The 25,128-nt window shown below is 71.2% G+C and carries 28 protein-coding genes; 20 read left to right on the top strand and 8 right to left on the bottom strand.

Translation table 11 applies throughout. From position 1 onward, the window contains the following. The first annotated feature begins 1 nt into the window (after nt 1). The 14 genes from BLW78_RS08320 to dprA all read left to right on the top strand — a co-directional run bounded on the left by BLW78_RS08320 (nt 2) and on the right by dprA (nt 13,386). Nucleotides 2-589 carry an AprI/Inh family metalloprotease inhibitor gene (locus tag BLW78_RS08320; protein ID WP_020091772.1) on the top strand — a complete coding sequence of 196 codons (588 nt, stop codon included), beginning with the start codon at nt 2-4 and terminating at the stop codon, nt 587-589. Nucleotides 590-677: 88 nt separating this feature from the next. Next, nucleotides 678-2,543, top strand: coding sequence for an ABC transporter ATP-binding protein (locus BLW78_RS08315; protein ID WP_091678415.1), 1,866 nt, complete (start codon nt 678-680; stop codon nt 2,541-2,543). Between the two features lie 197 nt (nt 2,544-2,740). Continuing rightward, nucleotides 2,741-3,310: a ubiquinol-cytochrome c reductase iron-sulfur subunit gene (gene petA / locus BLW78_RS08310; protein WP_091678874.1), complete on the top strand. Its 570-nt coding sequence runs from the start codon at nt 2,741-2,743 to the stop codon at nt 3,308-3,310. A gap of 13 nt (nt 3,311-3,323) precedes the next feature. Continuing rightward, nucleotides 3,324-4,610, top strand: coding sequence for a cytochrome b (locus BLW78_RS08305; RefSeq protein WP_020091775.1), 1,287 nt, complete (start codon nt 3,324-3,326; stop codon nt 4,608-4,610). An 18-nt stretch (nt 4,611-4,628) separates the two neighbouring features. Beyond that, nucleotides 4,629-5,540: a cytochrome c1 gene (locus tag BLW78_RS08300; protein ID WP_170855124.1), complete on the top strand. Its 912-nt coding sequence runs from the start codon at nt 4,629-4,631 to the stop codon at nt 5,538-5,540. A 300-nt stretch (nt 5,541-5,840) separates the two neighbouring features. Beyond that, entirely contained in the window at nt 5,841-6,716 is an 876-nt protein-coding gene (locus tag BLW78_RS08295; protein ID WP_091678413.1) for an S-methyl-5'-thioadenosine phosphorylase, read from the top strand. Between the two features lie 84 nt (nt 6,717-6,800). Continuing rightward, nucleotides 6,801-7,388, top strand: coding sequence for an imidazoleglycerol-phosphate dehydratase HisB (gene hisB / locus BLW78_RS08290; protein WP_091678410.1), 588 nt, complete (start codon nt 6,801-6,803; stop codon nt 7,386-7,388). 67 nt (nt 7,389-7,455) lie between these two features. Further along, nucleotides 7,456-7,941, top strand: coding sequence for a DUF2628 domain-containing protein (locus BLW78_RS08285; RefSeq protein ID WP_091678407.1), 486 nt, complete (start codon nt 7,456-7,458; stop codon nt 7,939-7,941). Between the two features lie 19 nt (nt 7,942-7,960). Further along, a complete protein-coding gene (hisH, locus tag BLW78_RS08280; protein ID WP_056521252.1) occupies nt 7,961-8,620 on the top strand; it encodes an imidazole glycerol phosphate synthase subunit HisH in 660 nt (219 codons plus the stop codon). A 37-nt stretch (nt 8,621-8,657) separates the two neighbouring features. After that, on the top strand, nt 8,658-9,401 hold the full coding sequence (hisA, locus tag BLW78_RS08275; protein WP_020091781.1) for a 1-(5-phosphoribosyl)-5-[(5-phosphoribosylamino)methylideneamino]imidazole-4-carboxamide isomerase: 744 nt from the start codon (nt 8,658-8,660) through the stop codon (nt 9,399-9,401). A 32-nt stretch (nt 9,402-9,433) separates the two neighbouring features. Continuing rightward, a complete protein-coding gene (gene hisF / locus BLW78_RS08270) occupies nt 9,434-10,237 on the top strand; it encodes an imidazole glycerol phosphate synthase subunit HisF (RefSeq protein WP_091678406.1) in 804 nt (267 codons plus the stop codon). After that, complete coding sequence (locus BLW78_RS08265) at nt 10,234-11,538, top strand: dihydroorotase (RefSeq protein ID WP_091678403.1); 1,305 nt, start codon at nt 10,234-10,236, stop codon at nt 11,536-11,538. The genes hisF and BLW78_RS08265 overlap by 4 nt, the downstream gene beginning before the upstream one ends. Continuing rightward, nucleotides 11,538-12,140, top strand: a complete 603-nt coding sequence (gene plsY / locus BLW78_RS08260; protein ID WP_026604735.1) for a glycerol-3-phosphate 1-O-acyltransferase PlsY — start codon at nt 11,538-11,540, stop codon at nt 12,138-12,140. Before BLW78_RS08265 ends, plsY begins: the two co-directional genes overlap by 1 nt. Before the next feature lie 46 nt (nt 12,141-12,186). Further along, entirely contained in the window at nt 12,187-13,386 is a 1,200-nt protein-coding gene (gene dprA / locus BLW78_RS08255) for a DNA-processing protein DprA (protein WP_020091785.1), read from the top strand. On the opposite strand, the gene ruvX is transcribed toward dprA, so the two are convergent. Together ruvX and BLW78_RS08245 are read right to left on the bottom strand one after the other, a co-directional pair. Further along, a complete protein-coding gene (gene ruvX, locus BLW78_RS08250) occupies nt 13,376-13,888 on the bottom strand; it encodes a Holliday junction resolvase RuvX (protein ID WP_020091786.1) in 513 nt (170 codons plus the stop codon). The genes dprA and ruvX overlap by 11 nt on opposite strands. Further along, complete coding sequence (locus tag BLW78_RS08245; RefSeq protein WP_091678401.1) at nt 13,885-14,454, bottom strand: SMI1/KNR4 family protein; 570 nt, start codon at nt 14,452-14,454, stop codon at nt 13,885-13,887. Before BLW78_RS08245 ends, ruvX begins: the two co-directional genes overlap by 4 nt. A 172-nt stretch (nt 14,455-14,626) precedes the next feature. On the opposite strand from BLW78_RS08245, the gene BLW78_RS08240 reads away from it, so the two are divergent. From BLW78_RS08240 to gatB, 5 genes are all read left to right on the top strand, one after another. Further along, the gene (locus BLW78_RS08240) at nt 14,627-14,767 is read left to right on the top strand and encodes a hypothetical protein (protein ID WP_012317484.1); all 141 of its coding nucleotides are present in this window, start codon (nt 14,627-14,629) and stop codon (nt 14,765-14,767) included. A gap of 169 nt (nt 14,768-14,936) precedes the next feature. Beyond that, nucleotides 14,937-15,224 carry an Asp-tRNA(Asn)/Glu-tRNA(Gln) amidotransferase subunit GatC gene (gatC, locus tag BLW78_RS08235; protein ID WP_091678398.1) on the top strand — a complete coding sequence of 96 codons (288 nt, stop codon included), beginning with the start codon at nt 14,937-14,939 and terminating at the stop codon, nt 15,222-15,224. Nucleotides 15,225-15,302: 78 nt separating this feature from the next. Next, nucleotides 15,303-16,781 (top strand): Asp-tRNA(Asn)/Glu-tRNA(Gln) amidotransferase subunit GatA, encoded by a 1,479-nt coding sequence (gene gatA, locus BLW78_RS08230; protein ID WP_020091790.1) that lies wholly within the window; start codon nt 15,303-15,305, stop codon nt 16,779-16,781. Then, on the top strand, nt 16,778-17,077 hold the full coding sequence (locus BLW78_RS08225; RefSeq protein WP_020091791.1) for a hypothetical protein: 300 nt from the start codon (nt 16,778-16,780) through the stop codon (nt 17,075-17,077). The genes gatA and BLW78_RS08225 overlap by 4 nt, the downstream gene beginning before the upstream one ends. Before the next feature lie 184 nt (nt 17,078-17,261). Next, nucleotides 17,262-18,734, top strand: a complete 1,473-nt coding sequence (gene gatB, locus BLW78_RS08220; RefSeq protein WP_091678396.1) for an Asp-tRNA(Asn)/Glu-tRNA(Gln) amidotransferase subunit GatB — start codon at nt 17,262-17,264, stop codon at nt 18,732-18,734. A gap of 592 nt (nt 18,735-19,326) precedes the next feature. On the opposite strand, the gene BLW78_RS08215 is transcribed toward gatB, so the two are convergent. From BLW78_RS08215 to BLW78_RS08195, 5 genes are all read right to left on the bottom strand, one after another. Then, the gene (locus BLW78_RS08215; RefSeq protein ID WP_091678394.1) at nt 19,327-19,809 is read right to left on the bottom strand and encodes a DUF3280 domain-containing protein; all 483 of its coding nucleotides are present in this window, start codon (nt 19,807-19,809) and stop codon (nt 19,327-19,329) included. Nucleotides 19,810-19,880: 71 nt separating this feature from the next. Continuing rightward, nucleotides 19,881-20,936, bottom strand: a complete 1,056-nt coding sequence (locus BLW78_RS08210) for an efflux RND transporter periplasmic adaptor subunit (RefSeq protein WP_091678391.1) — start codon at nt 20,934-20,936, stop codon at nt 19,881-19,883. After that, entirely contained in the window at nt 20,936-21,130 is a 195-nt protein-coding gene (locus tag BLW78_RS08205; RefSeq protein ID WP_020091795.1) for a DUF1656 domain-containing protein, read from the bottom strand. The genes BLW78_RS08210 and BLW78_RS08205 overlap by 1 nt, the downstream gene beginning before the upstream one ends. 23 nt (nt 21,131-21,153) lie before the next feature. Then, nucleotides 21,154-23,193, bottom strand: coding sequence for an FUSC family protein (locus tag BLW78_RS08200; protein WP_091678388.1), 2,040 nt, complete (start codon nt 23,191-23,193; stop codon nt 21,154-21,156). 126 nt (nt 23,194-23,319) lie between these two features. After that, nucleotides 23,320-23,613, bottom strand: a complete 294-nt coding sequence (locus BLW78_RS08195) for a hypothetical protein (RefSeq protein WP_091678385.1) — start codon at nt 23,611-23,613, stop codon at nt 23,320-23,322. A gap of 240 nt (nt 23,614-23,853) precedes the next feature. On the opposite strand from BLW78_RS08195, the gene BLW78_RS08190 reads away from it, so the two are divergent. Then, nucleotides 23,854-24,489, top strand: coding sequence for a glutathione S-transferase N-terminal domain-containing protein (locus BLW78_RS08190; protein WP_056521224.1), 636 nt, complete (start codon nt 23,854-23,856; stop codon nt 24,487-24,489). Nucleotides 24,490-24,495: 6 nt separating this feature from the next. Here the strand turns inward: BLW78_RS08190 and BLW78_RS08185 are convergent, their stop codons facing one another. Next, entirely contained in the window at nt 24,496-24,960 is a 465-nt protein-coding gene (locus BLW78_RS08185; protein ID WP_020091800.1) for a DUF2147 domain-containing protein, read from the bottom strand. Nucleotides 24,961-25,128: the final 168 nt, after the last annotated feature.

The raw sequence follows: 25,128 nt of genomic DNA, 5'->3' as shown, positions 1-25,128 counted from the left end.
GATGCTGCGCCCGAGCCTGTCGACGTTCGCCGTTCTCTGTCTGGCCGCCAGCCTCGGCGCCTGCGCCTCCAGCCGCCTCGACGGGCCGCGCACCCGGGGACCGTCGCCCCAGGCGTCCCTGGACACGGTGCCGGCCATGCCGTCGGGCACGGTGACGGCGGCCCCGCTGGCGCCGCCGCCCGGCGTCGCGGCGAGCCCCGACGCGCCGCCCCCGCCCGGTGCCCAGGCGGCCGCGCCGCCCGCCGGCGGCCCCACCGTGATCGCCGAGCCGGTCGCCCCGCCGGCGCCGCCGCCGCCGGTCGCCACGGGCGGCCGCTCGTCGGTGGTCGGAAGCTGGGATGCGCGGGACGCGACCGGTGCGAACTGCAAGGTCACGCTCTCGAGCACCCCGGCCCTCGACCTCTACCGGGCGACGGCCGCGGGCTGCGCCAACAAGGATCTCGCGCGGGTCTCGGCCTGGGACTTCCGCGACGGCGAGGTCTACCTCTACCAGCCGGGCGGCTCGGTGGCGGCGCGGCTGCGCCAGGGCGGCGGCGGCCTGGAAGGCGCCCTCACCAAGTCCGGCGCGGCCCTCGCCCTGAACCGCTGAGGCTGGGCGGCGCGACCACGCCGCGCGGTTGGCGCGCGGCGGGAGGCGCTTACATGAGGGGCTCCCGCCGCGTCACGCCCCCGTCAACATGTTCCTCGATTGGCTTGAACGCCGCGTCGACCCCTTCGCGCCCTTCGACGAGGCGCGGATGCCGCCGCGGTCGGTGCTCGGCTTCGCCTGGTTCTACCTGCGCCCGATCCGCGCCGCCCTGGCGGCGCTGTTCGTCATCGCGGTGATCGCCGGCACGGTCGAGGCCTCCCTCTACCTCGTGATGCGCTGGTTCATCGACCTGCTCGGCTCGGCCGACCGGGCGACGGTGCTGTCGGACCACGCGGTCGAGCTCGGGCTGGTGGTCCTGCTGATCGCCGTGGTGCGACCGCTGTCGATCTGGGCCCACGAGGTGCTGTCCAACCAGCTCGTCGTGCCGCAATCGACCAGCCAGATCCGCTGGCGGGCGCATCTCTACACCCTCGGGCACGCGCTCTCGTATTTCCAGGGCGACTTCTCGGGACGGCTCGCCAACCGCGTCGTCCAGGTGGGCCCGGCGGTGCGGGAACTCGCCGTCGTCTTCATCGACACGCTCCTGTACGTGGCGATCTACGCGATCACCGCGGTCGGGCTGTTCAGCGCGATCTCGCCGTGGCTCGCCGTCCCGGTGCTGCTCTGGATCGCCGCCTACGCGGCCCTGACCGCGTGGTTCGTGCCCCGGGCCCGCGCACGCTCGCACAAGACCGCCGACACCCGCTCGACGCTGATCGGCCGCATCGTCGACAGCTACACCAACATTCTGACGGTGAAGCTCTTCGCCCGCGACCGCGAGGAGCGGGCCGCGGTGCAGGACGCCGTGGAAGTCCACACCGCCGCCTATCTCCACCAGTTCCGGCTGGTCACCCTGACGACGAGCCTCCTCGGCCTGCTCAACAGCGGGCTCCTGATCGCCACCGGCGCGGCCTGCCTCGTGCTGTGGCGTGACGGCGGCATGACGACCGGCGAGGCGTCGGCGGGGCTCGCCCTGGTGCTGCGGCTCATCGCCATGTCGGGCTGGGTCATGCAGACCGTGCGCGGCGTCTTCGAGAATGTCGGCGTGGTCCAGGAGAGCATGCAGACGATGGCCCGGCCGCACGCCCTCGTCGACGCGCCGGACGCGCGGACGCTCGCCGTCACCGGCGGCGAGATCCGGTTCGAGGAGGTCGGCTTCCACTACGGGCGCGGCGACGCCACCGTAATCGAGGATTTCTCCCTGACGATCCGTCCGGGCGAGAAGGTCGGGCTGGTCGGCGTCAGCGGCGCCGGCAAGTCGACCCTGGCGGGCCTGCTCCTGCGGCTCTACGACGTGGAGAGCGGGCGGATCCTGGTGGACGGCCAGAACATTGCGACGGTGACCCAGCAATCCCTGCGCGAGGCCATCGCGATGGTCAGCCAGGACACCTCCCTGCTGCACCGATCCATCCGCGACAACATCGCCTACGGCCGCCCCGGCGCCACCCAGGCGGAGATCGAGCGGGCCGCGCGGCTTGCCCACGCGGACACGTTCATCGCCGATCTCGTCGACCACAAGGGCCGGCGCGGCTACGATGCCCAGGTCGGCGAGCGCGGCGTCAAGCTGTCCGGCGGCCAGCGCCAGCGCATCGCCATCGCCCGCGTCATTTTGAAGGACGCGCCGATCCTGATTCTCGACGAGGCGACCTCGGCGCTCGACAGCCAGGTCGAGGCGGCGATCCAGGAATCCCTCGACACGCTGATGGCCGGCAAGACCGTGTTGGCCATCGCGCACCGCCTGTCGACGATCGCGGCGCTCGACCGGCTGGTCGTGATCGACCGCGGCCGGATCATCGAGGAGGGGACTCACGCCGAACTGGTCGCCGCCGCCGGCGTCTATGCCGGGCTGTGGTCGCGGCAGTCGGGCGGTTTTCTCGACGACGGGACGGCCGGATACGACAGCGCCGTCGCCTGAGCGTCGGAGGAGCGAGATTGCCGGCAACATACCGCTACGATCGAGGGGCGACCTTATCGCCGCGCCGCACACTGCGGCTTGACTCGGGGGCGGCAGACGGTCTCATTGCTCAGATTAGAACCATAATGCTTTGTTCCCGGGACGAGCCGGGACGAGGGCACCTGCGGCCCTGACGCCGACGCATGGAGTTCCGAACCTTGGCGAACACATCAGCCGCCGCTGCCGCGGTCTCTGGTCATGAGGGCAGCCGCCGTGACTTCCTGTTCCTGGCGACCGGCGCCGGCTTGGCGGTCGGGGCGGGGGCCGTCGTCTGGCCGCTGATCTCCTCCATGGCGCCCGACGCCGACACGATCGCCGCCGGCGCGCCGATCGAGGTCGATCTGACACCGATCCAGGACGGTCAGATCATCAACGTCTTCTGGCGCGGCAAGCTGATCTTCGTGCGCAAGCTGACCGCCAAGGAAGTGACCGACATGAAGGCGGTCCCGCTCTCGGCCATGATCGACCCGGCCGCCTTCCCGACGCGGGTCAAGAGCGGCCACGACCAGTGGCTGGTGGTCTACGGCAACTGCACGCATCTCGGCTGCGTGCCGATCGGCCACCAGGGCAATTTCGAGGGCTGGGCCTGCCCGTGCCACGGCTCGCAATTCGACGCGGTGGGTCGCGTGCGCCACGGACCGGCGCCCATCAACCTGCCGATCCCGCCCTACGCCTTCCAGACCGATACCAAGATCCGGATCGGCGAAGGCGGCAAGGAAGCGGCCTGAGGAGGACGGAAGCATGAGCGGAACAGCCAGCACCTACGTCCCGAAGAGCCGCGTGGCCAAATGGTTCGAGGCGCGCCTGCCCATCGCCGGGCTGGTGCACTCGTCCTTCATCGCCTACCCGGTTCCGCGGAACCTCAACTACTTCTGGACCTTCGGGGCGATCCTCGCCGCCTTCCTGGGAATCCAGATCGTCACCGGCATCTGGCTGGCGATGCACTACGAGCCCTCGGCGACAGGTGCCTTCACCTCCGTCGAGAAGATCATGCGCGACGTGAACTACGGCTGGCTGCTGCGCTACGCGCACGCCAACGGTGCCTCGATGTTCTTCGTGGCCGTCTACGTGCACATGTTCCGCGCCCTCTATTACGGGTCGTACAAGGCGCCGCGCGAGGTGCTCTACATCCTCGGCGTCGTCATCTACCTCCTGATGATGGCGACCGCCTTCCTCGGCTACACGCTGCCGTGGGGCCAGATGAGCTTCTGGGGCGCGACCGTCATCACCAACATCCTGGCGGCGATCCCGGTGGTCGGCGACACGATCCAGACCCTGCTGTGGGGGGGCTACTCGGTGGGCAACCCGACCGTGAACCGCTTCTTCTCGCTGCACTACCTGCTGCCGTGGATGATCGCCGGCGTTGTCGTGCTGCACGTCTGGGCCCTGCACGTCACCGGGCAGAACAACCCGGCCGGCATCCCGATCAAATCGGGCAAGGACGCGGTGCCGTTCACGCCCTACGCGACGGTCAAGGACGTGTTCGCGACCTGCGTGTTCATGATCCTGTTCGCGTGGTTCCTGTTCTACCAGCCGAACTATCTCGGCCACGCCGACAACTACATCCAGGCGAACCCGGCGGTGACGCCCGCGCACATCGTGCCGGAATGGTACTTCCTGCCGTTCTACGCGATCCTGCGCGCGGTCCCGAGCAAGCTCGGCGGCGTTATCCTGATGTTCTCGGCGGTGATCATCCTGGCGTTCGCGCCGTGGCTCGACACGTCGCGGATCCGGTCGTGCAACTACCGGCCGATCTACCGCCAGTTCTTCTGGGTGTTCATCGGCGCGACCCTCCTCCTCGGCTGGCTCGGCTCGCAGCCCCCGGAGGGCGGCTACGTGCTCGCCGCCCAGGTCTGCACCGCCTACTACTTCGCGCACTTCCTGATCGTCATGCCGCTCTGCGGCCTGTTCGAGACGCCGAAGAAGTTGCCGGGCTCGATCCTCGAGAGCGTGACCGGACCGGGCAAGCAGGTGACCGGATCCGGCATGCCGGCGGGCGCCGCCGCCGCTCCGACCACCAAAGGCTGACGGGCTGACGACAGGACCATGATGATGACCCGCGTCCTCCCGACGACCGCCGCGGCCGCCCTGGCGGCCCTGCTGATCGGCGCCGTGCCGGTCTCCGCCCAGGAAGGGCATGGCGGGCCGATCCCGGCCCGCGTGAACTGGAGCTTCGCCGGCGTGTTCGGCCGCTTCGACACCGCGCAGCTGCAGCGCGGATTCCAGGTCTACAAGGAGGTCTGCTCCGCCTGCCACTCGATGAAGCTGGTCTCCTTCCGCAACCTCGCGCAGGAGGGCGGGCCGCACTTCTCGGCCGGGCAGGTCAAGGCGCTGGCCGCGACCTACCAGGTGAAGGACGGGCCGAACGACGCCGGCGACATGTTCGAGCGGCCGGGCCGCCCGGCCGACACCTTCCCGCCGCCCTTCCCGAACGATCAGGCTGCGGCCGCGGCCAACGGCGGCAAGGCTCCGCCGGACTTCTCGGTCATCGCCAAGGCGCGGACCTTCTCCCGCGGCTCGCTCTACTTCCTGACCGACTGGTTGCCGCTCGTCGGCTACTCGGAACAAGGGCCGGACTACATCCACGCCCTGATCAACGGCTACCAGGATCCGCCGAAGGACTTCGCGCTGCCGGAGGGCGGCCACTACAACAAGTACTATCCGGGCCACATCATCGCGATGCCGCCGCCGATCACCGACGGGCAGGTCTCCTACCCGAAGAACGATCAGGGCCAGCCGGTCGTGCCCGAGACACTGGACCAGTACGGCAAGGACGTCTCGGCCTTCCTGATGTGGGCGGCCGAGCCGCACATGATGGATCGCAAGGCCCTGGGCTTCCGGGTGATCCTGTTCCTGATTATCCTGTCGGGCCTGCTCTACTACGTGAAGAAGAAGATCTGGGCGGATGTCGGCGGCGAGGTCCACGGCCTCCAGCCGGAGCTGCACAAGACCTACTGAGGCGGGCCGGATCGGTTCGCAGTTCGGATGGGCCTCCCTCGCGGAGGCCCATCTTTTTTTCGGCCGGCGCTCCATGCTACCGCTCGCCCGCCGCGACGGTCCGCCTCCCGAGACTGGCCGCCCCCTGCACCACCTCATCCTGAGGTGACCGCGTCGGCGGGCCTCGCAGGAGGGCTTCAGGGATCAGAGCGGCGTCCGGAGGTCTCCGTCGAGGCCTGCGCATGGCTCCGGCACCCGAGGACGAGGTGCCGGTTGGGATAGGCCGCGCTGCCGAGGCGTCGCGCGTTGAGGGAGTCCGGCATGAGCGCCGCGGTACTGGGTGTCATGGGTGGGTCCGGCGTCTACGACCTGCCGGGTCTCGAGGACGTCCGCGAGGAGCGCGTGGCGTCGCCCTGGGGCGAGCCCTCGGACGCCCTGCGGATCGGGCGCATCGGCGACACCAAGGTCGTGTTCCTGGCGCGCCACGGGCGGGGGCACCGGCTGTCGCCTTCGGGCATCAACTACCGCGCCAATATCGACGCCCTGAAACGGGCCGGGGTCACCGACCTCGTCGCCCTCTCGGCCTGCGGCTCCTTCCGCGAGGACCTGCCCCCGGGCCTCTTCGTGCTCGTCGACCAGTTCGTCGACCGCACCCACGGCCGCGCCTCGTCGTTCTTCGGCGACGGCTGCGTCGCCCACGTCTCCCTCGCCCATCCGGTGGGCCCCGGCCTGCAGGCGCGGATCGCTCAGGCCGCGAAGGCCGAGGACATCGCGGTCCATCGCGGCGGCACGTACGTGTGCATGGAGGGGCCGCAATTCTCGTCGCTGGCCGAATCCCGCGCCTACAAGGCCCAGGGCTTCGACGTGATCGGCATGACCAACATGCCCGAGGCCAAGCTCGCCCGCGAGGCGGAGATCACCTACGCGACCATCGCGATGGTGACCGACTACGATTGCTGGCACCCGGGCCACGATGCCGTCGACGTCGCCGCGGTGATCGCCGTCGCCCGGGCCAACGCCGACAAGGCGGCGCGGCTCGTCGCCCGTCTCGCCCGCGATTTCCCGGGCGAGCGGGAGCCGTGCCCGGCGGGCTCGCACCGGGCCCTGGACGGCGCGATCATGACGGCGCCCGCCGTCCGGGATCCGGCGCTCCTCGCCAAGCTCGACGCCGTGGCGGGGCGTGTTCTCAACGGCTAGCCGGCCGGCCTTTCCATTCGGCGACGAGTCCCTCTAGAAGGCGCGGGCGGCCCGGGCCGCCCCCGACGCGAAGTCCAGACCGAAATGCGCAGCGCCTCCATCAGCCGGAAGACCGCGGAGACCGATATCGCGGTCACCGTCAATCTCGACGGGACCGGGCGGTCGAAGATCGCCACCGGCATCGGCTTCCTCGACCATATGCTGGATCTGCTGGCGCGGCACGCCCTGTTCGACCTGGACGTGAAGGTCGACGGCGACCTGCACATCGACCAGCACCACTCGGCCGAGGATTGCGGCATCGCCCTGGGGCAGGCCTTCGCCAAGGCGCTCGGCGACAAGCGCGGGGTCACGCGCTACGCCGACATCCACCTGCCGATGGACGAGGCGCTGACCCGGGTCTGCGTCGACATCTCCGGCCGGCCCTTCCTGGTGTTCCGCACGACGTTCCGCGTGGAGAAGATCGGACAGTTCGACACCGAGCTGGTGCGCGAGTGGTTCCAGGCCTTCGCGATGAATGCCGGCCTGACGCTCCACGTGGAGACCATCTACGGCGACAACGCCCACCACATCGCGGAGAGCTGCTACAAGGGGCTGGCCCGCGCCTTGCGGAAGGCCGTGGCGATCGATCCGCGGGAGGAGGGGCGCGTTCCCTCAACCAAGGGCTCCCTGTAGACCCGTTGTCTGCGGGCGCCCGGATCGGCCACACGGCCGTCGCGGCGCGCGCTGTCGGAGTTTCGCGATGCGGATGCGCAGCTACACGCTCCACCTGCCGGCCGATGCGCGGCCCGGCGAGACGGTCGGGCTCGACCGGGCTCTCCTGGTACGTGACGGCTTCTCCTGGCCGGCCTTCGCCTTCACGGTGCTGTGGTTCCTGTTCCACCGCCTCTGGCTCGCCGCCCTGCTCGTCCTCGTCGGCCTCGTGGCGCTGGCCGCTGCCGGCATTGCCCTCGGGCTCCCGGCCGGTGCCGGCCTGATCGTCACCCTGCTGGCCGCTTGGCTGATCGGCCTCGAGGCCTCCAGCCTGCGCCGCTGGACCCTGGCGCGGCGCGGCTGGCCGGCGCGCGACGCGGTGGTCGCCGCGACGCCCGAGGAGGCCGAGGCCCGGGCGCTGAACCGCTGGATCGAGGCGGTCCCGGGCACCCCCCGGGCCCCGTTCCCGAGCGGCCCCAGCCGGCGGGCCGAGCCGGTGATCGGGCTGTTCCCCGTCCAGGAAGGCGCCCGGTGAGTTCCCGGGCGAGACGCGCATGACCACCGAGACCGTCGCGATCATCGATTACGGGTCGGGCAACCTCCACTCCGCCGCCAAGGCCTTCGAGCGCGCCGCCCGCGAGAGCGGGCGCGACGCGCGGATCTGCCTGACCTCGGACCCGGAGGTGGTGGCCGCGGCCGACCGCGTCGTGCTGCCCGGCGTCGGCGCCTTCGCGGATTGCCGCCGCGGGCTCGATGCCGTCCCCGGCATGGTCGAGGCGATGACGCGGGTCGCCCACGGGGCGGGCCGCCCGTTCCTCGGCATCTGCGTGGGGATGCAGCTCCTGGCGAGCCGCGGGCTCGAGTACACGACCACGCCGGGGCTCGGCTGGATTCCCGGCGACGTCGGTCCGATCCGGCCGTCGGATCCGGCCCTCAAGGTTCCCCACATGGGCTGGAACACCCTGCGGACCGAGCGCGACCACCCGCTGCTCGGCGGCATTCCCACCGGCGAGGACGGGCTGCACGCCTACTTCGTGCACAGCTACGCGCTGCAGGCGGAGCGTCCGGACGACGTCGTCGCGCGCGCCGAGTACGGCGGCCCGGTCACCGCCCTCGTCGCCCGCGGCAACGTCGCCGGCACGCAGTTCCACCCCGAGAAGAGCCAGCGGCTGGGCCTCGCGCTCATCGCCAACTTCCTGAACTGGCGCCCGTGAGCGCCGTTCGGCCCAGGCAAGAAGGACGGAAGCGCCCGTGATCCTGTACCCGGCGATCGACCTGAAAGAGGGGCGTTGCGTTCGCCTCATCCAGGGGGACATGGCGCAGGCCAAGGTCTTCGGCGACGATCCGGCCGCGCAGGCCGCGATCTTCGAGGCGCAGGGCTTCTCCTGGCTCCACGTCGTCGATCTCGACGGCGCCTTCGCGGGCGCCCCGCGGAACGCCGAGGCCGTCGACGCGATCCTCGCGCGGGTCACGATCCCGGTCCAGCTCGGCGGCGGGATCCGCGAGATGAAGACGCTGGAGGGATGGCTGAGCAAGGGCGTCGCCCGCGCGATCATCGGCACCGCGGCGGTGCGCGATCCCGGCTTCGTCCGGGAAGCGGCCCGCAAGTATCCCGGGAAGATCGCGGTCGGAATCGACGCCAAGGACGGCCGCGTCGCCGTCGAGGGCTGGGCCCAGACCTCCAGCATGACCGCGGAGGAGCTAGGGCGCCGATTCGAGGACGCGGGCGTCGCGGCGATCATCTACACCGACATCGCCCGCGACGGGATCCTGAAGGGCCTCAACGTCGAGATGACCCTGGCGCTCGCCCAGGCCGTGCGCATCCCGGTCATCGCCTCGGGCGGCCTCGCGTCGATCGACGACGTCCACCGGCTGCTGCAGCCCGACTGCGCCCTGATCGCGGGCGCGATCACCGGCCGGGCGCTCTACGACGGCCGCATCGATCCGGAGGCGGCCCTGGCGGCGATCGCTGCGGCGCGCGGCCCGACGGCGTGATATCCAGAGGCTCGCGACATGAGACGCCGCCCGTGCTGAAGACCCGCATCATCCCCTGCCTCGACGTGAAGGACGGGCGCGTCGTGAAGGGCGTGCGCTTCGAGGGCCTGCGCGACGCCGGCGACCCCGTCGAGGCCGCCAAGGTCTACGACGCGGCCGGGGCAGACGAGCTGTGCTTCCTCGACATCACCGCGAGCCGCGAGGCCCGAGGCACCCTGCTCGACATCGTCAGCCGGACCGCCGAGGCCTGCTTCATGCCGCTGACCGTCGGCGGCGGCGTGCGCACCGTCGAGGACGTGCGCGCGCTGCTGCTCGCCGGCGCCGACAAGGTCGCGATCAACACCGCCGCGGTGAAGGATCCCGACCTCGTGGCCCGGGCCGCCGAGAAGTTCGGCGCGCAGTGCATCGTGGTGGCGATCGACGCCAAGCGCGTCTCGCCCCCCGGCACGCCGGCCGCCTGGGAGATCTTCACCCATGGCGGCCGCGACCCGACCGGGATCGACGCCGTGGCCTTCGCGCGGCTGGTGGCCGAAAAGGGCGCCGGCGAGCTGCTCGTCACCTCCATGGACAAGGACGGGACGCGCTCCGGCTACGATCTCGCTTTGACGCGAGCGATCAGCGATGCCGTCACCGTGCCGGTGATCGCCTCGGGCGGCGTCGGCGGCCTCGACGACCTCGTGGCCGGCGTGGCCGAGGGCGGCGCCAGCGCCGTCCTGGCGGCCTCCATCTTCCATTTCGGGCAGGCGAGCGTCGCCGAGGCGAAGGCGCACATGGCGGCGGCCGGCCTCGCCATGCGCCTCGACGACCCGGCCTCTTCCGCGAGGGCGCCCCAGTGAGCAGCTACCTTCTGGCGAACGCCGACCTCCTCGATCCCGTGACCGGTCGCCAGACCGCCGGCGCGGTGCTGGTGAGGGACGGCCGCATCGCCGATATCGCCGCCGGCGCGGCGCCGGGCGCCCCGGCCGACGCGAAGCGCGTCGACTGCGCCGGCCGCGTGCTGACCCCCGGGCTGATCGACATGCGCGCCTTCGTGGGCGAGCCGGGGGCGGAGCACCGCGAGACCCTGGCCTCGGCGAGCGCCGCGGCGGCCGCGGGCGGCGTCACGACGCTCGTCTGCATGCCCGACACCAATCCGGTGATCGACGAGCCGGCCATCGTCGACTTCGTGCTCCGCCGCGCCCGCGACACGGCGAGCGTCAACGTCCTGCCGGCGGCCGCCATCACCAAGGGCTTGGCCGGCCGGGAGATGACCGAGTTCGGCCTGCTCAAGGAGGCCGGCGCGGTCGCGTTCACCGACGGGCTCAGGGCCGTGGCGAATGCCCAGGTTCTGCGCCGCGCCCTGACCTACGCCCGGGATTTCGACGCGCTGATCGTGCAGCACGTGGAGGAATCCGCCCTCGTCGCCGAGGGCGTCATGAACGAGGGCGAGCTCGCCTCGCGCCTCGGGCTCATGGGCATCCCCCGCGAGGCCGAGACCGTGATGCTGGAGCGCGACATCCGCCTCGTGCGGCTGACCGGCGCCCGCTACCACGCGGCGATGATCTCCTGCGCCGATTCGGTGGAGATCGTCCGCCGCGCCAAGCAGGACGGCCTGCCGGTGACCTGCGGCGTCTCGGTGAACAACCTCGTCCTCAATGAGAACGACATCGGCCATTACCGCACCTTCTGCCGGCTCTCGCCGCCCCTGCGCCACGAGACCGACCGTCAGGCTGTGGTGCACGCCCTCGACGAGGGCGTGATCGACGTGATCGTGTCCGACCACAACCCGCAGGACGTGGAGACCAAGCGCCTGCCCTTCGCCGAGGCGGCGGACGGGGCGCTGGGCATCGAGACGCTGTTCGGCGCCGCCATGCGCCTCGTCCACACCGGCGACCTCGCGCTGCCCAAGCTCGTCGCCGCGCTCACCGTGAATCCGGCGCGCATCCTCGGCCGCGAGGCCGGCCGGCTGGCGGTCGGCGCCCCCGCCGACCTCGTGCTGATCGATCCCGATCTCCCCTACGTCCTCGACAAGCGCCGGCTGAAGTCGCGCTCCAAGAACTCCCCCTTCGACGAGGCGCGCCTCCAGGGCGCGGCGGTGCTGACGCTGGTCGGTGGCCGGATCGTCCACGCGGCCGACGACCTCGCGGCCGCCGCATGATGTTCCCCGATCTCGCGACCCCGGCCGCCCTCGGCGGCCTCGCCCTCGGCTACGCCCTGGGCTCGATCCCGTTCGGGCTGATCCTCACGAAGTTCGCCGGCCTCGGCGACGTGCGGGCGATCGGCTCCGGCAATATCGGCGCCACCAACGTGCTCCGCACCGGCCGCAAGGGCCTCGCCGCGGCGACGCTCCTGGGCGACGCCCTCAAGGGCACGGCGGCCGTCCTCATCGCCCGGCAGTTGGGCGAGGGCCCGGCGCTCGCGGCCGGGCTCGGCGCCTTCCTCGGCCACCTCTTCCCGGTCTGGCTGGGCTTCAAGGGCGGCAAGGGCGTCGCGACCTTCATCGGGGTGCTCCTCGCCTTCAGCCCGCCCGCCCTCGCGGCGTTCGCGGCGATCTGGCTCGGTCTCGCCTTCGCGCTCAAGTACTCGTCGCTGGCGGCGCTCGCCGCCTCCGCGGCCACACCCCTCGTCCTCTGGGCGCTGGGTGCCCCGACGCAGGCGTTGCTGTTCCTGCTCCTCGGCCTGCTGCTATGGTGGAAGCACGCGCCCAACATCCGCCGACTCGCGTCCGGCACCGAGGGGCGCATCGGCCAGAAGGGCTGAGTGCCGGCGCGCCGCGCCGACCTTCGGGCAGGTGTGGGGGTGGTGGATGCAGCTCACCGAGGCCCAGCGGCTCGACTGGCTGCGGCTGATCCGGACCGAGGGCGTCGGCCCCCGCACCTTCCGGAGGCTCGTGAACCGTTTCGGCGGCGCGGCCGCCGCCATCGACGCCCTGCCGGAGCTCTCCGGCCGCCAGGGGCGGCGGATCGTGCCACCAACCCGCGCTGAGGCCGAGGCCGAGCTGGCGGCCCTGACTTGCCTCGGCGGCCGGCTGATCGCCACCGGCGAGGCGGAATACCCGCGGCTCCTAACACAGGTCGACGCGGCGCCTCCGCTTCTGGCCTTGCGCGGCGCACCGATCCTCAACCGGCCGGCCGCCGCCCTCGTCGGCTCGCGGAACGCATCGTCGGCGGGGCTCGCCTTCACGGAGCGGCTCGCCCGCGGGCTCGGCGAGGCAGGCCTCACGGTGGTCTCGGGCCTCGCCCGCGGGATCGACGCGCGCGCCCACAGGGCGAGCCTCCGGACCGGCACGATCGCCGTCATGGCCGGCGGCCAGGACCGGATCTACCCGGCGAGCCATGCGACCCTGGTCGAGGCCATCCTGGCGGAGGGCGGCGCGGTCCTCGCGGAGATGCCCATGGGCTGGGAGCCCCGGGGGCGGGACTTCCCGAGGCGCAACCGGATCATCTCCGGGCTGTCCTACGGGACGGTGGTGGTGGAGGCCGCCCGCCGCTCCGGCTCGCTGATCACGGCGCGCTACGCCCTGGAGCAGAACCGGGAGGTCTTCGCGGTTCCCGGCTCGCCGCTCGACCCGCGCGCCGAGGGCACCAACGACCTGATCCGCCAGGGCGCCACCCTGGTCTCCGAGGTGGACCACGTGCTGGAGGTGCTGGGACCGATCATCGAGCGCGGCCCGGACGCCGAGGCGGCCCCGGCGCGCGGGCGGCCGGACCTGGCCGAGCAGCCGGATTTCTGGGACGAGATCGCGCTCGACGCGGCTCTCGACCCGGGACCGGAGCGAGCCGACGGCGCGTCCGCCGACAATCCCGCGCGCGACGAGCCGCCCGAGGCCGAGGACGACCGGGCGCGGATCGTGGCCCTGCTCGGCCCGAGCCCGGTCGGCACCGATGAGCTGGCGCGGAGCGCCGGGGTCGGTGCCCGGACCGTGCAGAGCGTGCTGCTGGAACTGGAGCTCGACGGACGGATCGAGCGCCACGGCAGCGGCACCGTCTCGCTGGTCAGCCGCTGAGGGAGTCCTCTTCGGGATCGTCGTCCGCATCGGCGTCCGCGAGGTTGCGCATGACGTCGAGGCAGCCCTGGAGGATGTAGGCGGCGGCGAGCTTGTCCACGAGTTCGCCGCGCCGCGCCCGCGAGGCGTCGGCCTCGATCAGCGCGCGGGTGACCACGGCGGTCGAGAGGCGTTCGTCGAAGAAGACGTGGGGCAGGGGGAGGATCGGCGCGAGGTTGCGCATGAAGGCGCGGGTCGACTGCACCCGCGGCCCTTCGCTCCCGTCCATGTTGAGCGGCAGCCCGACGACGAGGCCGCCGACCGCGTGCTGCCGGCACAGGGCGGCGAGCCGCTGCGCGTCGGGGGTGAACTTCACCCGGCGGATCGTCTCCAGCGGCGTCGCGATCTGGCGGCCGAGATCCGACAGGGCGAGGCCGATCGTCTTGGTGCCGAGATCGATGCCGATCAGGCGGGCGCCGCCGCGAGACTCGGCCGCGAAGGCGCGGATCGCGTCGAAATTCATGGTTCCGCCCGCGCGACGCGCGCCAGAATGGCCTCGGTGACGCCCTCGAACCGGGCGGGGAGGGGCTCCGAGCCCGGTCCCAGGACCAGGACCGCGGACGGCGCCGTGACCCGGGTGAAGAAGTCGTCGAGGCTATCGCCGCCGAACCGCACCGTCTCCAGGTCAGGCGCCAGCAGCCAGACGTCGTACTCGCCGTCGGTCCCGGTGACGTCCCAGAACAGGAAGCTGCCGTCCTCGCCCGCGCCGAAGAAGCAGGCGCGCTCGACGACGCCGGCGTCGCCGCCCTCGACGTCGAAGCGGTGCGGCTCCGCCCCGTCCTCCAGCATGGCGACCGCGGCGCCGACGCTGTGGGCGATGAGGGCCGCCTGGCTCACCAGATCGCAGGCCTCGAACGGTGCCGGCACGGCGACGCGAAACTGCCCGCCCGCGAGGCCGACGCCGCAGGTCCGGCAAAAGTCGCGGTAGGAGGCCGGAAGGGCGAAGCCCAGCGCCTCCGCTGCACGGTCGAGGGCCGCCTCGTCCGGCACGAAGCCCGGCGCGAGCTCCTCGAAGACCGTCTCCCACATCGCTACCGCTCCACCGTCCACAGACTTCGGTTCCTCCGCAGATCGCCCCCGGTGCGCGCGGAGCCGTTCGCGTCTAGGTAGGTTAATGTTCCGTTAAACCACGCTGCAGGGGTCCGCCTTGTCGACGAACGGCCAGCTCTCCTCTTCCGCTCCGTCCGGCCGCCGGCGGGCGATGCCGCGCAAGCACCGCTGGATGCTGCTCCTCGCCTTCGAGGTGCTGGTCGCGGGCTTCACCCAAGCCATGATCCAGCCGGTCCGGCAACCGGGAATCACGATCGAGATGTCGGTGACGCCCCACCACGTCGTGACCTGATCCGCCCGTCGCCCGCCCGCGCCGAGCGCGCGGTCAGCCGGGTCCAGCACGGCCGGCCGCCCTGCGGGCGGCGCGGCATAGCCCACCCGCGTTGCGGCGCGTCGAGCGCCGATGCTATAGCGCGACCGACTTCGGGAGAGCGCTCCCGGGCAGGGACGAACGGGACGGCATGTCGGTCGACGAGAAGACGGTTCGGCGCATCGCGCATCTGGCGCGGATCGCGGTCACCGACGACGAAGTCGGGCCCCTGCAGGGCGAGCTGAACGCCATCCTGTCCTTCGTCGAGCAGCTCAGCACGGTCGACGTCGCGGGCGTCGAGCCGATGACCTCGGTGACGCCGATGGCGATGAAGAAGCGCGAGGACGTCGTCACGGAGGGCGGCCGCGCCGCCGACGTCGTCGCCAACGCACCCGAGACCGAGGACAATTACTTCCTGGTCCCGAAGGTGGTCGAGTAGGCCGAGGACGGCCCAAACCTTGCGGACCGGATTTCTGGCGGGCAGGCGCGCGGCGGCGCGCGCGGGGACGTGAACAGCGTGGATCCGAACGAACTTACCCTGGCCGAAGCGCGCGACGCCCTGAAGGCGAAGCGGATCTCGGCCCGCGAGCTGACCCAGGCCCATCTGGACGCCATGGCCAAGGCCCGCGTCCTGAACGCGTATATCCGGGAGACCCCGGACCGCGCCCTGGCGATGGCCGAGGCCTCGGACCAGAAGATCGCGTCCGGCGAGGCGCGGCCGCTCGAGGGCATTCCCCTCGGCATCAAGGACCTGTTCTGCACGCACGGCGTGACGACTACGGCGGGCTCCAAGATCCTCGAGACCTTCGAGCCGCACTACGAATCGGCCGTGTCGGCCAATCTGTGGCGCGACGGCGCCGTGATGCTCGGCAAGCTGAACCTCGACGAGTTCGCCATGGGCTCGTCGAACGAGACCAGCGCCTACGGCAACGTGGTCTCGCCCTGGCGGCGCGCCGGATCGGACGCGCCGATCGTGCCCGGTGGCTCGTCGGGCGGCTCCGCCGCGGCGGTCGCCGCGCGCCTCTGCCTCGGCGCCACCGCGACCGATACCGGCGGCTCCATCCGGCAGCCCGCCGCCTTCACCGGCACGGTCGGGATCAAGCCGACCTACGGGCGCTGCTCGCGCTGGGGCACGGTGGCCTTCGCCTCCTCCCTCGATCAGGCCGGCCCGATCGCCCGGACGGTGCGCGACTGCGCCATCCTGCTCGGCTCCATGGCGGGCGCCGACGCCCGGGACACGACCTGCGCCGACCTCGCGGTGCCCGATTTCGAGGCCGCCGTGTCGCGCGGCGTGAAGGGCCTGACCATCGGCATCCCGAAGGAGTACCGGGTCGATGGGATGCCCGCGGAAATCCAGAAGCTCTGGGACGAGGGCGCGGCGTGGCTCAAGGCCGCCGGCGCGACGATCCGGGAGATCTCGCTGCCGCACACCGCCTACGCGCTGCCGGCCTACTACATCGTGGCCCCGGCCGAGGCCTCCTCGAACCTCGCCCGCTACGACGGCGTCCGCTACGGCCTGCGCGTGCCCGGCAAGGACATCGCCGGGATGTACGAGAACACCCGCGCTGCCGGCTTCGGCCGCGAGGTGAAGCGCCGGATCATGATCGGCACCTACGTGCTCTCGGCCGGATACTACGACGCCTACTACGTCCGCGCGCAGAAGATCCGCACGCTGATCAAGCGCGACTTCGAGGCCGCCTACGCGGCCGGGGTCGACGCGATCCTGACGCCGGCGACGCCGTCGGCCGCCTTCGGCATCGGCGAGAAGGCCTCGGCCGACCCGGTGGAGATGTACCTCAACGACGTGTTCACCGTTACGGTGAACATGGCCGGGCTGCCGGGCATCGCCGTGCCGGCGGGGCTCGACGGCCAGGGCCTCCCGCTGGGCCTCCAGCTCATCGGCCGGCCCTTCGACGAGGAGACGCTGTTCGCGGTCGCGCAGGTGATCGAGGACGCGGCCGGTCGCACCGTCCTGCCCGAGCCGTGGTGGTCATGACCGTCCCGTACTATCCCTGGACGGTCTGGATCTGGGCCGCGTTCGATCCGGCGCTGATCGTGGTGGCGGTCTATCTCGGTTGGACCGCCAGCCAGTTCGGCAAGGTCTTCATCGCGGCGATCGCGGCGCTCGGCTTCTCGGTGCTGTTCTCCTACGCGGTCAGCGCGGCCGGCATCCCGTGGCCGGCGCCGATCACCCGCGACGGCCCGACCTTCTTCCCGGTCCGCGCCGTCGCGGCCCTGCTCTGGGCCGTCGTGGGCTACGGCGCCCGGCAGGCGGTCGGACGCCGCGCTTGACCCTGCGGGCAGGGGCCTCCTAGAAAATCTCTCGCTCGACGCATGCGGCGCCTCCGCCGTCTCTGCGAGCGCAGCGAAGCGATCCGGCGGTGCAACGCCTGGAAGCCTCGCGCTTCCCTGGATCGCTTCGCTGCGCTCGCGAAGACGGCGACGCCTCGAACGCCAGCCGCCTTTCGGACCGACCATGAACGCACCCGTCGACCCCAAGAAGCTGATCAAGGGCGGCCTCCACGATTGGGAGGTGATCGTCGGCATGGAGATCCACGCCCAGGTGTCCAGCCGGGCGAAGCTGTTCTCCGGCGCCTCGACGGAGTTCGGGGCCGAGCCGAACGACCACGTCTCGCTGGTCGACGCCGCGATGCCCGGGATGCTGCCGGTGATCAACGCCGAGTGCGTCGCCCAGGCGGTGCGCACCGGCCTCGGCCTGAAGGCCAAGATCAACCTGCGCTCCGTGTTTGACCGGAAGAACTACTTCTATCCGGACCTGCCGCAGGGCTACCAGATCTCGCAGTACAAGGACCCGATCGTCGGCGAGGGCGAGGTTCTGGTGGATCTGGCCGACGGCGCCTCGATCACCGTGGGCATCGAGCGCCTGCACCTCGAGCAGGATGCGGGCAAGTCGCTGCACGACCAGGATCCGACCCGGAGCTTCGTCGACCTCAACCGGTCGGGCGTGGCGCTGATGGAGATCGTCTCCCGGCCCGACCTGCGCTCCTCCGAGGAGGCGAAGGCCTACGTGACCAAGCTGCGCACGATCCTGCGCTATCTCGGCACCTGCGACGGCGACATGGAGAAGGGCTCGCTCCGCGCCGACGTGAACGTCTCGGTGCGCCGCCCCGGCGAGCCGCTGGGCACGCGCTGCGAGATCAAGAACGTCAACTCGATCCGCTTCATCGGGCAGGCGATCGAGACGGAGGCGCGGCGCCAGATCGCCATCCTCGAGGACGGCGGCAAGATCGACCAGGAGACGCGCCTGTTCGACCCGACCAAGGGCGAGACGCGCTCGATGCGCTCGAAGGAAGAGGCGCACGATTACCGCTACTTCCCCGATCCGGACCTGCTGCCGCTGGAATTCGACCAGGCCTACGTCGACGCCCTGGCCGAGGTGCTGCCAGAGCTGCCGGACGCCAAGAAGGCGCGGTTCGTCTCGGCGTTCGGCCTCTCGCCCTACGATGCCGGCGTGCTGGTCGCCGAGCGCGCCTCCGCGGACTACTACGAGGCGGTGGCGAAGGGCCGGGACGGCAAGGCCGCGGCCAACTGGGTGATCAACGAGCTGTTCGGGCGCCTCAACAAGGAGGGTCTGTCCATCGACGCGACCCCGGTCTCGGCGGACCAGCTCGGCGCGATCATCGACCTGATCGGCGAGGGCGTCATCTCCGGCAAGATCGCCAAGGACCTGTTCGAGATCGTCTGGACCGAGGGCGGCGACCCGCGCGCCGTCGTCGAGAGCCGCGGCATGAAGCAGGTGACCGACACGGGCGCCATCGAGGCGGCGGTGGACCAGATCATCGCGGCGAATCCCGACAAGGTTGCCCAGGCCAAAGAGAAGCCGACCCTGCTCGGCTGGTTCGTCGGCCAGACCATGAAGGCCACCGGCGGCAAGGCGAACCCCGCGGCGGTGAACGCGCTGCTCAAGGCGAAGCTCGGGATCGAGTGAGCCTTCCGCGGCGAGCGGCCAGTCCGCGCCCGGCCTCAGGATGAGTGCCGGGATCGGCTGGCCGTCGCTTCGACGTCGCCGGCCAGTCCCATGCTCGCCAAAGCCACGACGAGATCCCGCCGCGGCGATGCCGGGCAGGTGGGCCACGAACAGATCCTCGAAGAGAAACCGCGGCGGAACGGCTCGAAGTGGGGCCTTTCGCGCATTCGAAGGCGTGCCATGCGTGGCCGCTTCTGCGCCCCTGGAGCCGCGTCCGTCCGGCTGTTCGTGTTGTGCCGCTAGGTCTCGGGCCGAACCTGTCCCTGAACCGTCTAGGCGGCATTCCGCTGCGGTGGAGTCATCCCTGTCTCCTCCAGCTTCCGACGACCGACACCGCTGCGAAACCTGATCGCGTCAAGATTTCGTGCCGGTCCGTGCCCGCTCTCGCTAAGCACAGATGGAGACTGCGCCCGTCCTCCAAGTCGGTCAATAGCTATTTTCTCGGCAAAAGGCTTTTTCGATCCACTTGCCCCCGCCGCCGCACCGCAGCGCGTGCGAGCTCAATCACTTGGATCGATCCCGTGGCGCTGCGAAATATTGATTGGCCCGCAAGCTACTTGCCGGCGCCCATATTGTTCTCGACCAGGAAGCGGATGCCGCGGTCGAAGGACTCATCCGTGTCGCCGCGCAGGTCCACGCTGTAGGCCTTCTCGGGCGCGTCGCCGGTGAGGGACTTCACGTAGACGGTGAGGTTGAGGATCAGGTTCGAGACCTTCTGCACCTCGCCGGTGATCGCGACATCCGCGCCGAGCTTGCGGGCGAAGTCATCCGCGCAGCCATTGCAGCGGCGCAGGTCGGCACTTCTGGTGACCTCGTCCCGCACCGGCTCGGTCGAGACCACGACGAACAGGCCCTTCTTCTGGAGGAGGTCGCGCAGTTCGGCGCTGACCCGCTTCAGCCGCGCGGTGTCGGCGGCGTCACCCGGCACCGGCGATAGGTTCGAGAACTGGAAATCGAATACCGCGGCCCGCGGGGGCGCGGCCGCGGCCGGTCCCGCGGTCAGCAGGACGGTGGCGAGTGCGAGCAGTCGGTTCATCGTGATCTCCGGCGCGGATGCGTGTCCGGGAAACCGCGCCCCCGCCAACCGGATCGCGTCCGCGCGGCGATTCAGCGCCGGTCGGCCTCCCGGGTGGGGCTGGCCGCAGGCTTTGCCAGGCCGGAGACGCGGTCGCGCAGGTCCATGAACCAGCTCGGTGCCGGGCCGCGGCCGCCGTTGACGAACACCGTCGCGGTCATGCCGGCGATGAGCGGGACGCCCGCCGGGACGTGGTCGATGCGGATGCGGACCGGCACCCGCTGGGCGAGGCGCACCCAGGTGTAGACGGGGTTGACGTCCGGCAGCCCCTGCGTGCTGGCGGCGGCGTTCGCCGTGGAGATGCCGAGCGTGATGCTGTGGACCGTGCCGGTCAGGTGCGGATCGAAGCCCATCAGCTTCACGTCGGCGGGGTCACCGACGCGGATGTTGGACATCTTGGTCTCCTCGAAATAGCCGTCGATCCAGAAGGAGTCGGTGTCGACCACGTTGATGTTCGAGGTGCCGGTCCGGGCGTAGTCGCCGACCCGCATCAGCAGGTTAGTCACCCGTCCGTTGACGGTCGACCTCACCTGGGTGCGCTCCAGATTCACCTTGGCCTGCCGCAGCTGCGCCTGCGCGCTATCCAGCGACGCCTCGGCGATCTTCGCGGCGCCTGCGAATCGCTGCTTCTCCTCGATCGAGGTCGACACGGTCGAGAGCGCTTGGCGCCGGGCCGACTCGGCGTTCTTCACCTGCAGATCGGCTTCGCAATTCTTGACCTCGGCATCCGCCGAGGTGACGGCGACCTCGAAATCGACCGGGTCGATGACGTAGAGGACGTCGCCCTTGCGGACGTTCTGGTTGTCCTGGACCCGGACCTCGACGATCTGACCCGCGACCTGCGGGGCGATGTTGGCGACCTGGACCCGGACCGTGCCGTCGCGCGTCCAGGGCGCCGCTACGTAGAATTCCCACACGAAGGCTCCCGCCAGGATCGCCGCGAGCAGGATCACGCCGGTGGCCGCGAGGCGGAACACCTTGGCGGCCCGGCCCCGGCGCGGCACTGCGGGCAGGGGGTCGCTCCGCCCGGGCGCGCCGTCGCGGGCGGCGGACTTCGGATCGTCCTCGTCGGCGGTCGTGTCGGGCATCAGATGAACGCGATCAGGAGGGCGAGGACACAGACGTAGAGGCCGGCTTCGGCGAGCGGGGCGTTGGCGACGTAGCGGCTGAAGCGGATGCGGGCGAAGACGAGGCGAAGGACGACCAGGATCACGAACGCGGCGAGCGCGTAAGCGACGAAGGCCGTGACCAGCACCCCGCCGACATGGATGTCCTCGTGCATGGTTACCCCGGAAGAAGCGGCAATCAGAATAGCGCGATGTCGAGGCGTTGGAGGAATCGCCTGTGGCGGGCGATGGTTCGCGACGCGGTGACGAGGTCGCTGGCGGCACGGGCCGTCGTGAGCCGCACCGCCCGGTCCTGGCTGGAGGCGGCGCGGATCAGGTCGCGCGCCGCCATCTCGAGCCCGCGATCGTCGCCTGCCGCGAGGGCGTCCCGCGCCCGCGGGATCGCGCCGCGCAGGGCTCCGACCGACCAGAGGCGGCGCAGTTCCGCGTGGGCCCGGGCGGCGGCGGCCTCCAGGCGGGCGAGGGCGAAGGCGTGGTGCAGGTTCGCTTGCCGCACCGCCGCGCTCCCCGAGCTGTAGGCGGCGAACTGGAACAGCCGGTCGGCATTCAGGCTCGTGCGGGTGGTGGCGTCGCCGCCCTGGCCGACGAGGGCGTCGGCGAGCGCCCGCCGCGCCGAACCGAGGGCGAAGACCCGCTGCTGGGCCGGCGAGATCGGCAGGATGAGGCGGACGATGATCGACAGGATCACGGCCGCCACGACGACGAGGAACGCGTTCAGCAGGAAGCTCAGGGCGTCGTAGGTCTGCGGGTTCGACGGCCCCAGCAGGACGGGGAAGAACACGATCAGGATGAAGCCGACTCCGAAGGTCTTCGGGTTCAGCGAGAGGAAGCAGCCCAGGAAGATCACCGGCGCCATCACGAGCGCCAGCATCGGGAAGCCCTGGACGCCGTTGAGGAGCGCGAACCGTGCGATGCCCGCCAGGGCGGCGGCCAGCGTCATGCCGACGACGACGCCGTTCGCGAACTTCTTCGGGTCCGGCGTCATCGACGACAGTGCCGCGGTGGCGGCCACCTGGACCAGTGCGAACGAGGCCTGGGGCAGGCCGAGCGCCGCGAAGGTGGCGGCGGTGACCGCGAAACTCAGGGCCACCCGCAGGGCGCCGCGGAGGGCGACGGGGAAGTCGCGATGGGTCGGCAGTTCGGCGTCGCGCAGGGGCCTGTGGCCGTCGGCCACGGCGCGGATGCCGTCCTGCGCGAAAGTCGCGGCGCAGACGAAGTCGAGGGCGCGCTGGAGCACAACGACCTCGTCGAGGGGACGGGTCCCGTCGCGGATGGCCGCGTCGACCAAGTCGCGCAGGCGCTCGTCGTCGCGGTCCAGGGCATCGGGATCGGGCGCGTCGGCCACCCGCCGGCAGATCGCCGTCGCCTCCGCGACGGCCGGGCTCGGATCGCGCAGGGACGCGGCCGCGGCCCCGAGGCCGCGGATCGACGCCGCCATCACGTAGAGCGCGGCGATGCAGCTGCGCGCGCCGGCCGCGCGGTACCGGCCGTCGTCCAGCTCGCCCGCGATGGCGCTGGCATCGGCCCGCATCGGCGCGATGGCGCGGATCAGCGCGGCGGTGCGCGGGGCGCCGAGATCCCCCGACGCCAGAGTCTCGCGGGCGTAGCCGCGCGTCTGGTCCCAGGCAGCGCGCAGCTGCGGCAGCAGCGCCCGCCACGTGCTCGGCGAGGCGAGGGCGTCGTTGATGAAGGTGATCACGACGATGCCGAGCACGATCGCGGCGACGCGGGACACGGCGGCGTCGAAGGTCCCCTGCGGATCGTCGATCTGGCCGAGCGCGATGATCGCCACGGTGTAGCCGGACAGCATCGCGCCGTAGGCCCGCGTGTCCTGCAGAAACTGGGCGACGAAGACGCAGAGGCCGAGCCAGACGGTGAAGCTGAGGAGCAGCAGCACCCGGTCCTGGCCGAAGAGCGCCATGAAGACGAGCGCCACCGCCGCGCCGACGAGCGTGCCGAGCAGGCGGTAAACCGCCTTCGAGATCGCCTGCCCCCGCTTGGGCTGGGCGAGGATCGCCACGCAGGTGGCGGCGGACGAGGCGCTGTCGAGCTGGAGCCAGAATGCGGCGGCCAGCGCCAGCATCATGGCGATCCAGATCCGCAGCGCGAAGGCCCAGGCGGCCGGCTTCGGCACCCAGGCATCGAGGAACGCCAGGACGCGGTCGCCGAGCGGTTCGGGGCGGCGATCCGCGACGGAGCCGGCGGGGGCCTTAGCCATGCCGGACCCCGCGCGGCGCGCTGTCCACCGCCCGACCGGACGGAGAAGGGTCCGTCATCGCCTCGTGCCTCCTGCCAACCCGCCGCGGATGTTCGAACGAACGGAACGCCCCGCGGTTCTAGCCGATCAGGCCTTGTCGCCACCTTTCAGGCGCTTGTTGCACTTGCTCCAGTACTGCGGCCACTTCGGTCCCTGCGCCGCCTTCTGCGCGTCGGTCAGGGCGCGCCACTCGGTGCCGCAGGTCTTCTGGCGATCGCGGGCGGCGGACTGGCCCGCGCTCGGCGCCCTGGCGGCCGGCGCCTCGGCGGCGGGCGGCGCCTTCGTGGGTGCCTCCTTGGCGGGTGGCTCCTTGGCGAGAGCCGGGCAGGCGGCGAGCAGCGGCGCGGACAGGACCGCGATCCTGACGAGACGATCGATCATCGGATGTTCCCCCTCGGGCGCCGTTCCGGCGCCCGAGCCGCAATCTCGCCGCTCTCCCGCGGCGCCGGCAAGTCCGGCCGCGCCGCCGCCGCCAGCCCCGGCGCAGCTTCGCCGTGCGACCGCGTCTACGGGCGCGGTGCCCTTGAGCGCGGCCGGGAAATCGTCTTCACTGCCGGGGCAATTCGGAAACGGCGGAGGACCACCGCGCCGCCGACGATCGGGTCCAGGAGCAGGCAGAGCATGGCAGCGGTGTCCGGGCGGCCGATCGACGTCCACACATGGAGTACGCCGAACGGCTGGAAGATCCCGATCATGCTGGAGGAGTGCGGGCTCCCCTATCGGATCGTTCCGGTGGACATCGCGAAGAACGAGCAGTTCGCGCCCGACTTCCTTGCGATTTCGCCCAACAACAAGATCCCGGCCATCGTCGATCCGGACGGTCCGGGCGGACAGCCGATCTCGGTCTTCGAATCAGGCGCGATCCTGCAGTATCTCGGCCGGAAGACCGGGCAGTTCTACCCGACCGACGAGCGCGCCCGCGTGGCGGTCGACGAGTGGCTGTTCTGGCAGGTGGCGGGCTTCGGGCCGATGCTCGGGCAGACACACCACTTCAAGATCTACGCGCCCGAGAAGCTGCCTTACGCGATCGACCGGTTCACCGCCGAGGCCAAGCGCCTCTACGGCGTGCTGGAGCGGCGCCTCGAGGGGCGCGCCTTCCTGGCCGAGGACTACTCCGTCGCCGACATCGCGACGTTCACTTGGGCGAAGCTCAACTTCAAGCAGGGTGTCGACATCGACACCCTCCCGAACGTCGCCCGGTGGCTCGAGAGCATCCTGGCGAGGCCGGCAGTGCAGCGCGGCCTCGCGGCGATCTGACGAAGCTCAGTTCTTGTTGGCGGCCTGCTGGTTCACGTCCGGCACGCGGGTCCAGGTCTGCGACCCGCACAGGATCTTGAGCATGCAGCCCGACACGTTGAGCTCGGCCTCGCTCTCCCGCTCGAGGCTGACCGTGTAGATCTTGCCTTCCTCGATATTGTAGAGTTCGCCGGTGAACTTCGCGTCGTCCGGCTTCAGACCTTCGATCAGCTGGAGACCGATTACCGGACGGGCGCGCTTCTTCGGGTCGGGATTCTTGAGGTCGGTGCGCGGGGCGCCGTTGTCGAAGGTCGGCGTCTTGAGCCAGACGACCTTGCCGCAGACCAGCTTCTGGCCAGGGCCGCAGCGGTCGATCCGGATCTTGGCGCGGCCGTCGCCGGTGAGCCAGGTGCCGGACGGGTCCTTGCCCGTGTCGGCGGAGGCGGCGGTGAGGCCGGCGAGAAGCAGGCTGGCGCTGAGAGCGAGTCGCATGGTTCGTCTCCGGGATTGGGGCGCCGCGGGCGCCCGAGGGGTGGACGAAGTCGGTTGGTGCGCGACTGAGCCGCCGCAATCGGGCGATTTTTCGGCGGTGTTGCGGCAGAGCCACGGCCGCGCTTGCCCCGCCAGGGCGCGCCGGGCCGCTTGAGGCACCGGGGGGCG

The organism is Methylobacterium sp. 275MFSha3.1, from assembly GCF_900108435.1.
Classification (GTDB): Bacteria; Pseudomonadota; Alphaproteobacteria; order Rhizobiales; family Beijerinckiaceae; genus Methylobacterium.
The sequence above is the reverse complement of the archived record's forward strand: the minus strand, read 5'-3'. Positions and strand labels throughout refer to the sequence as shown.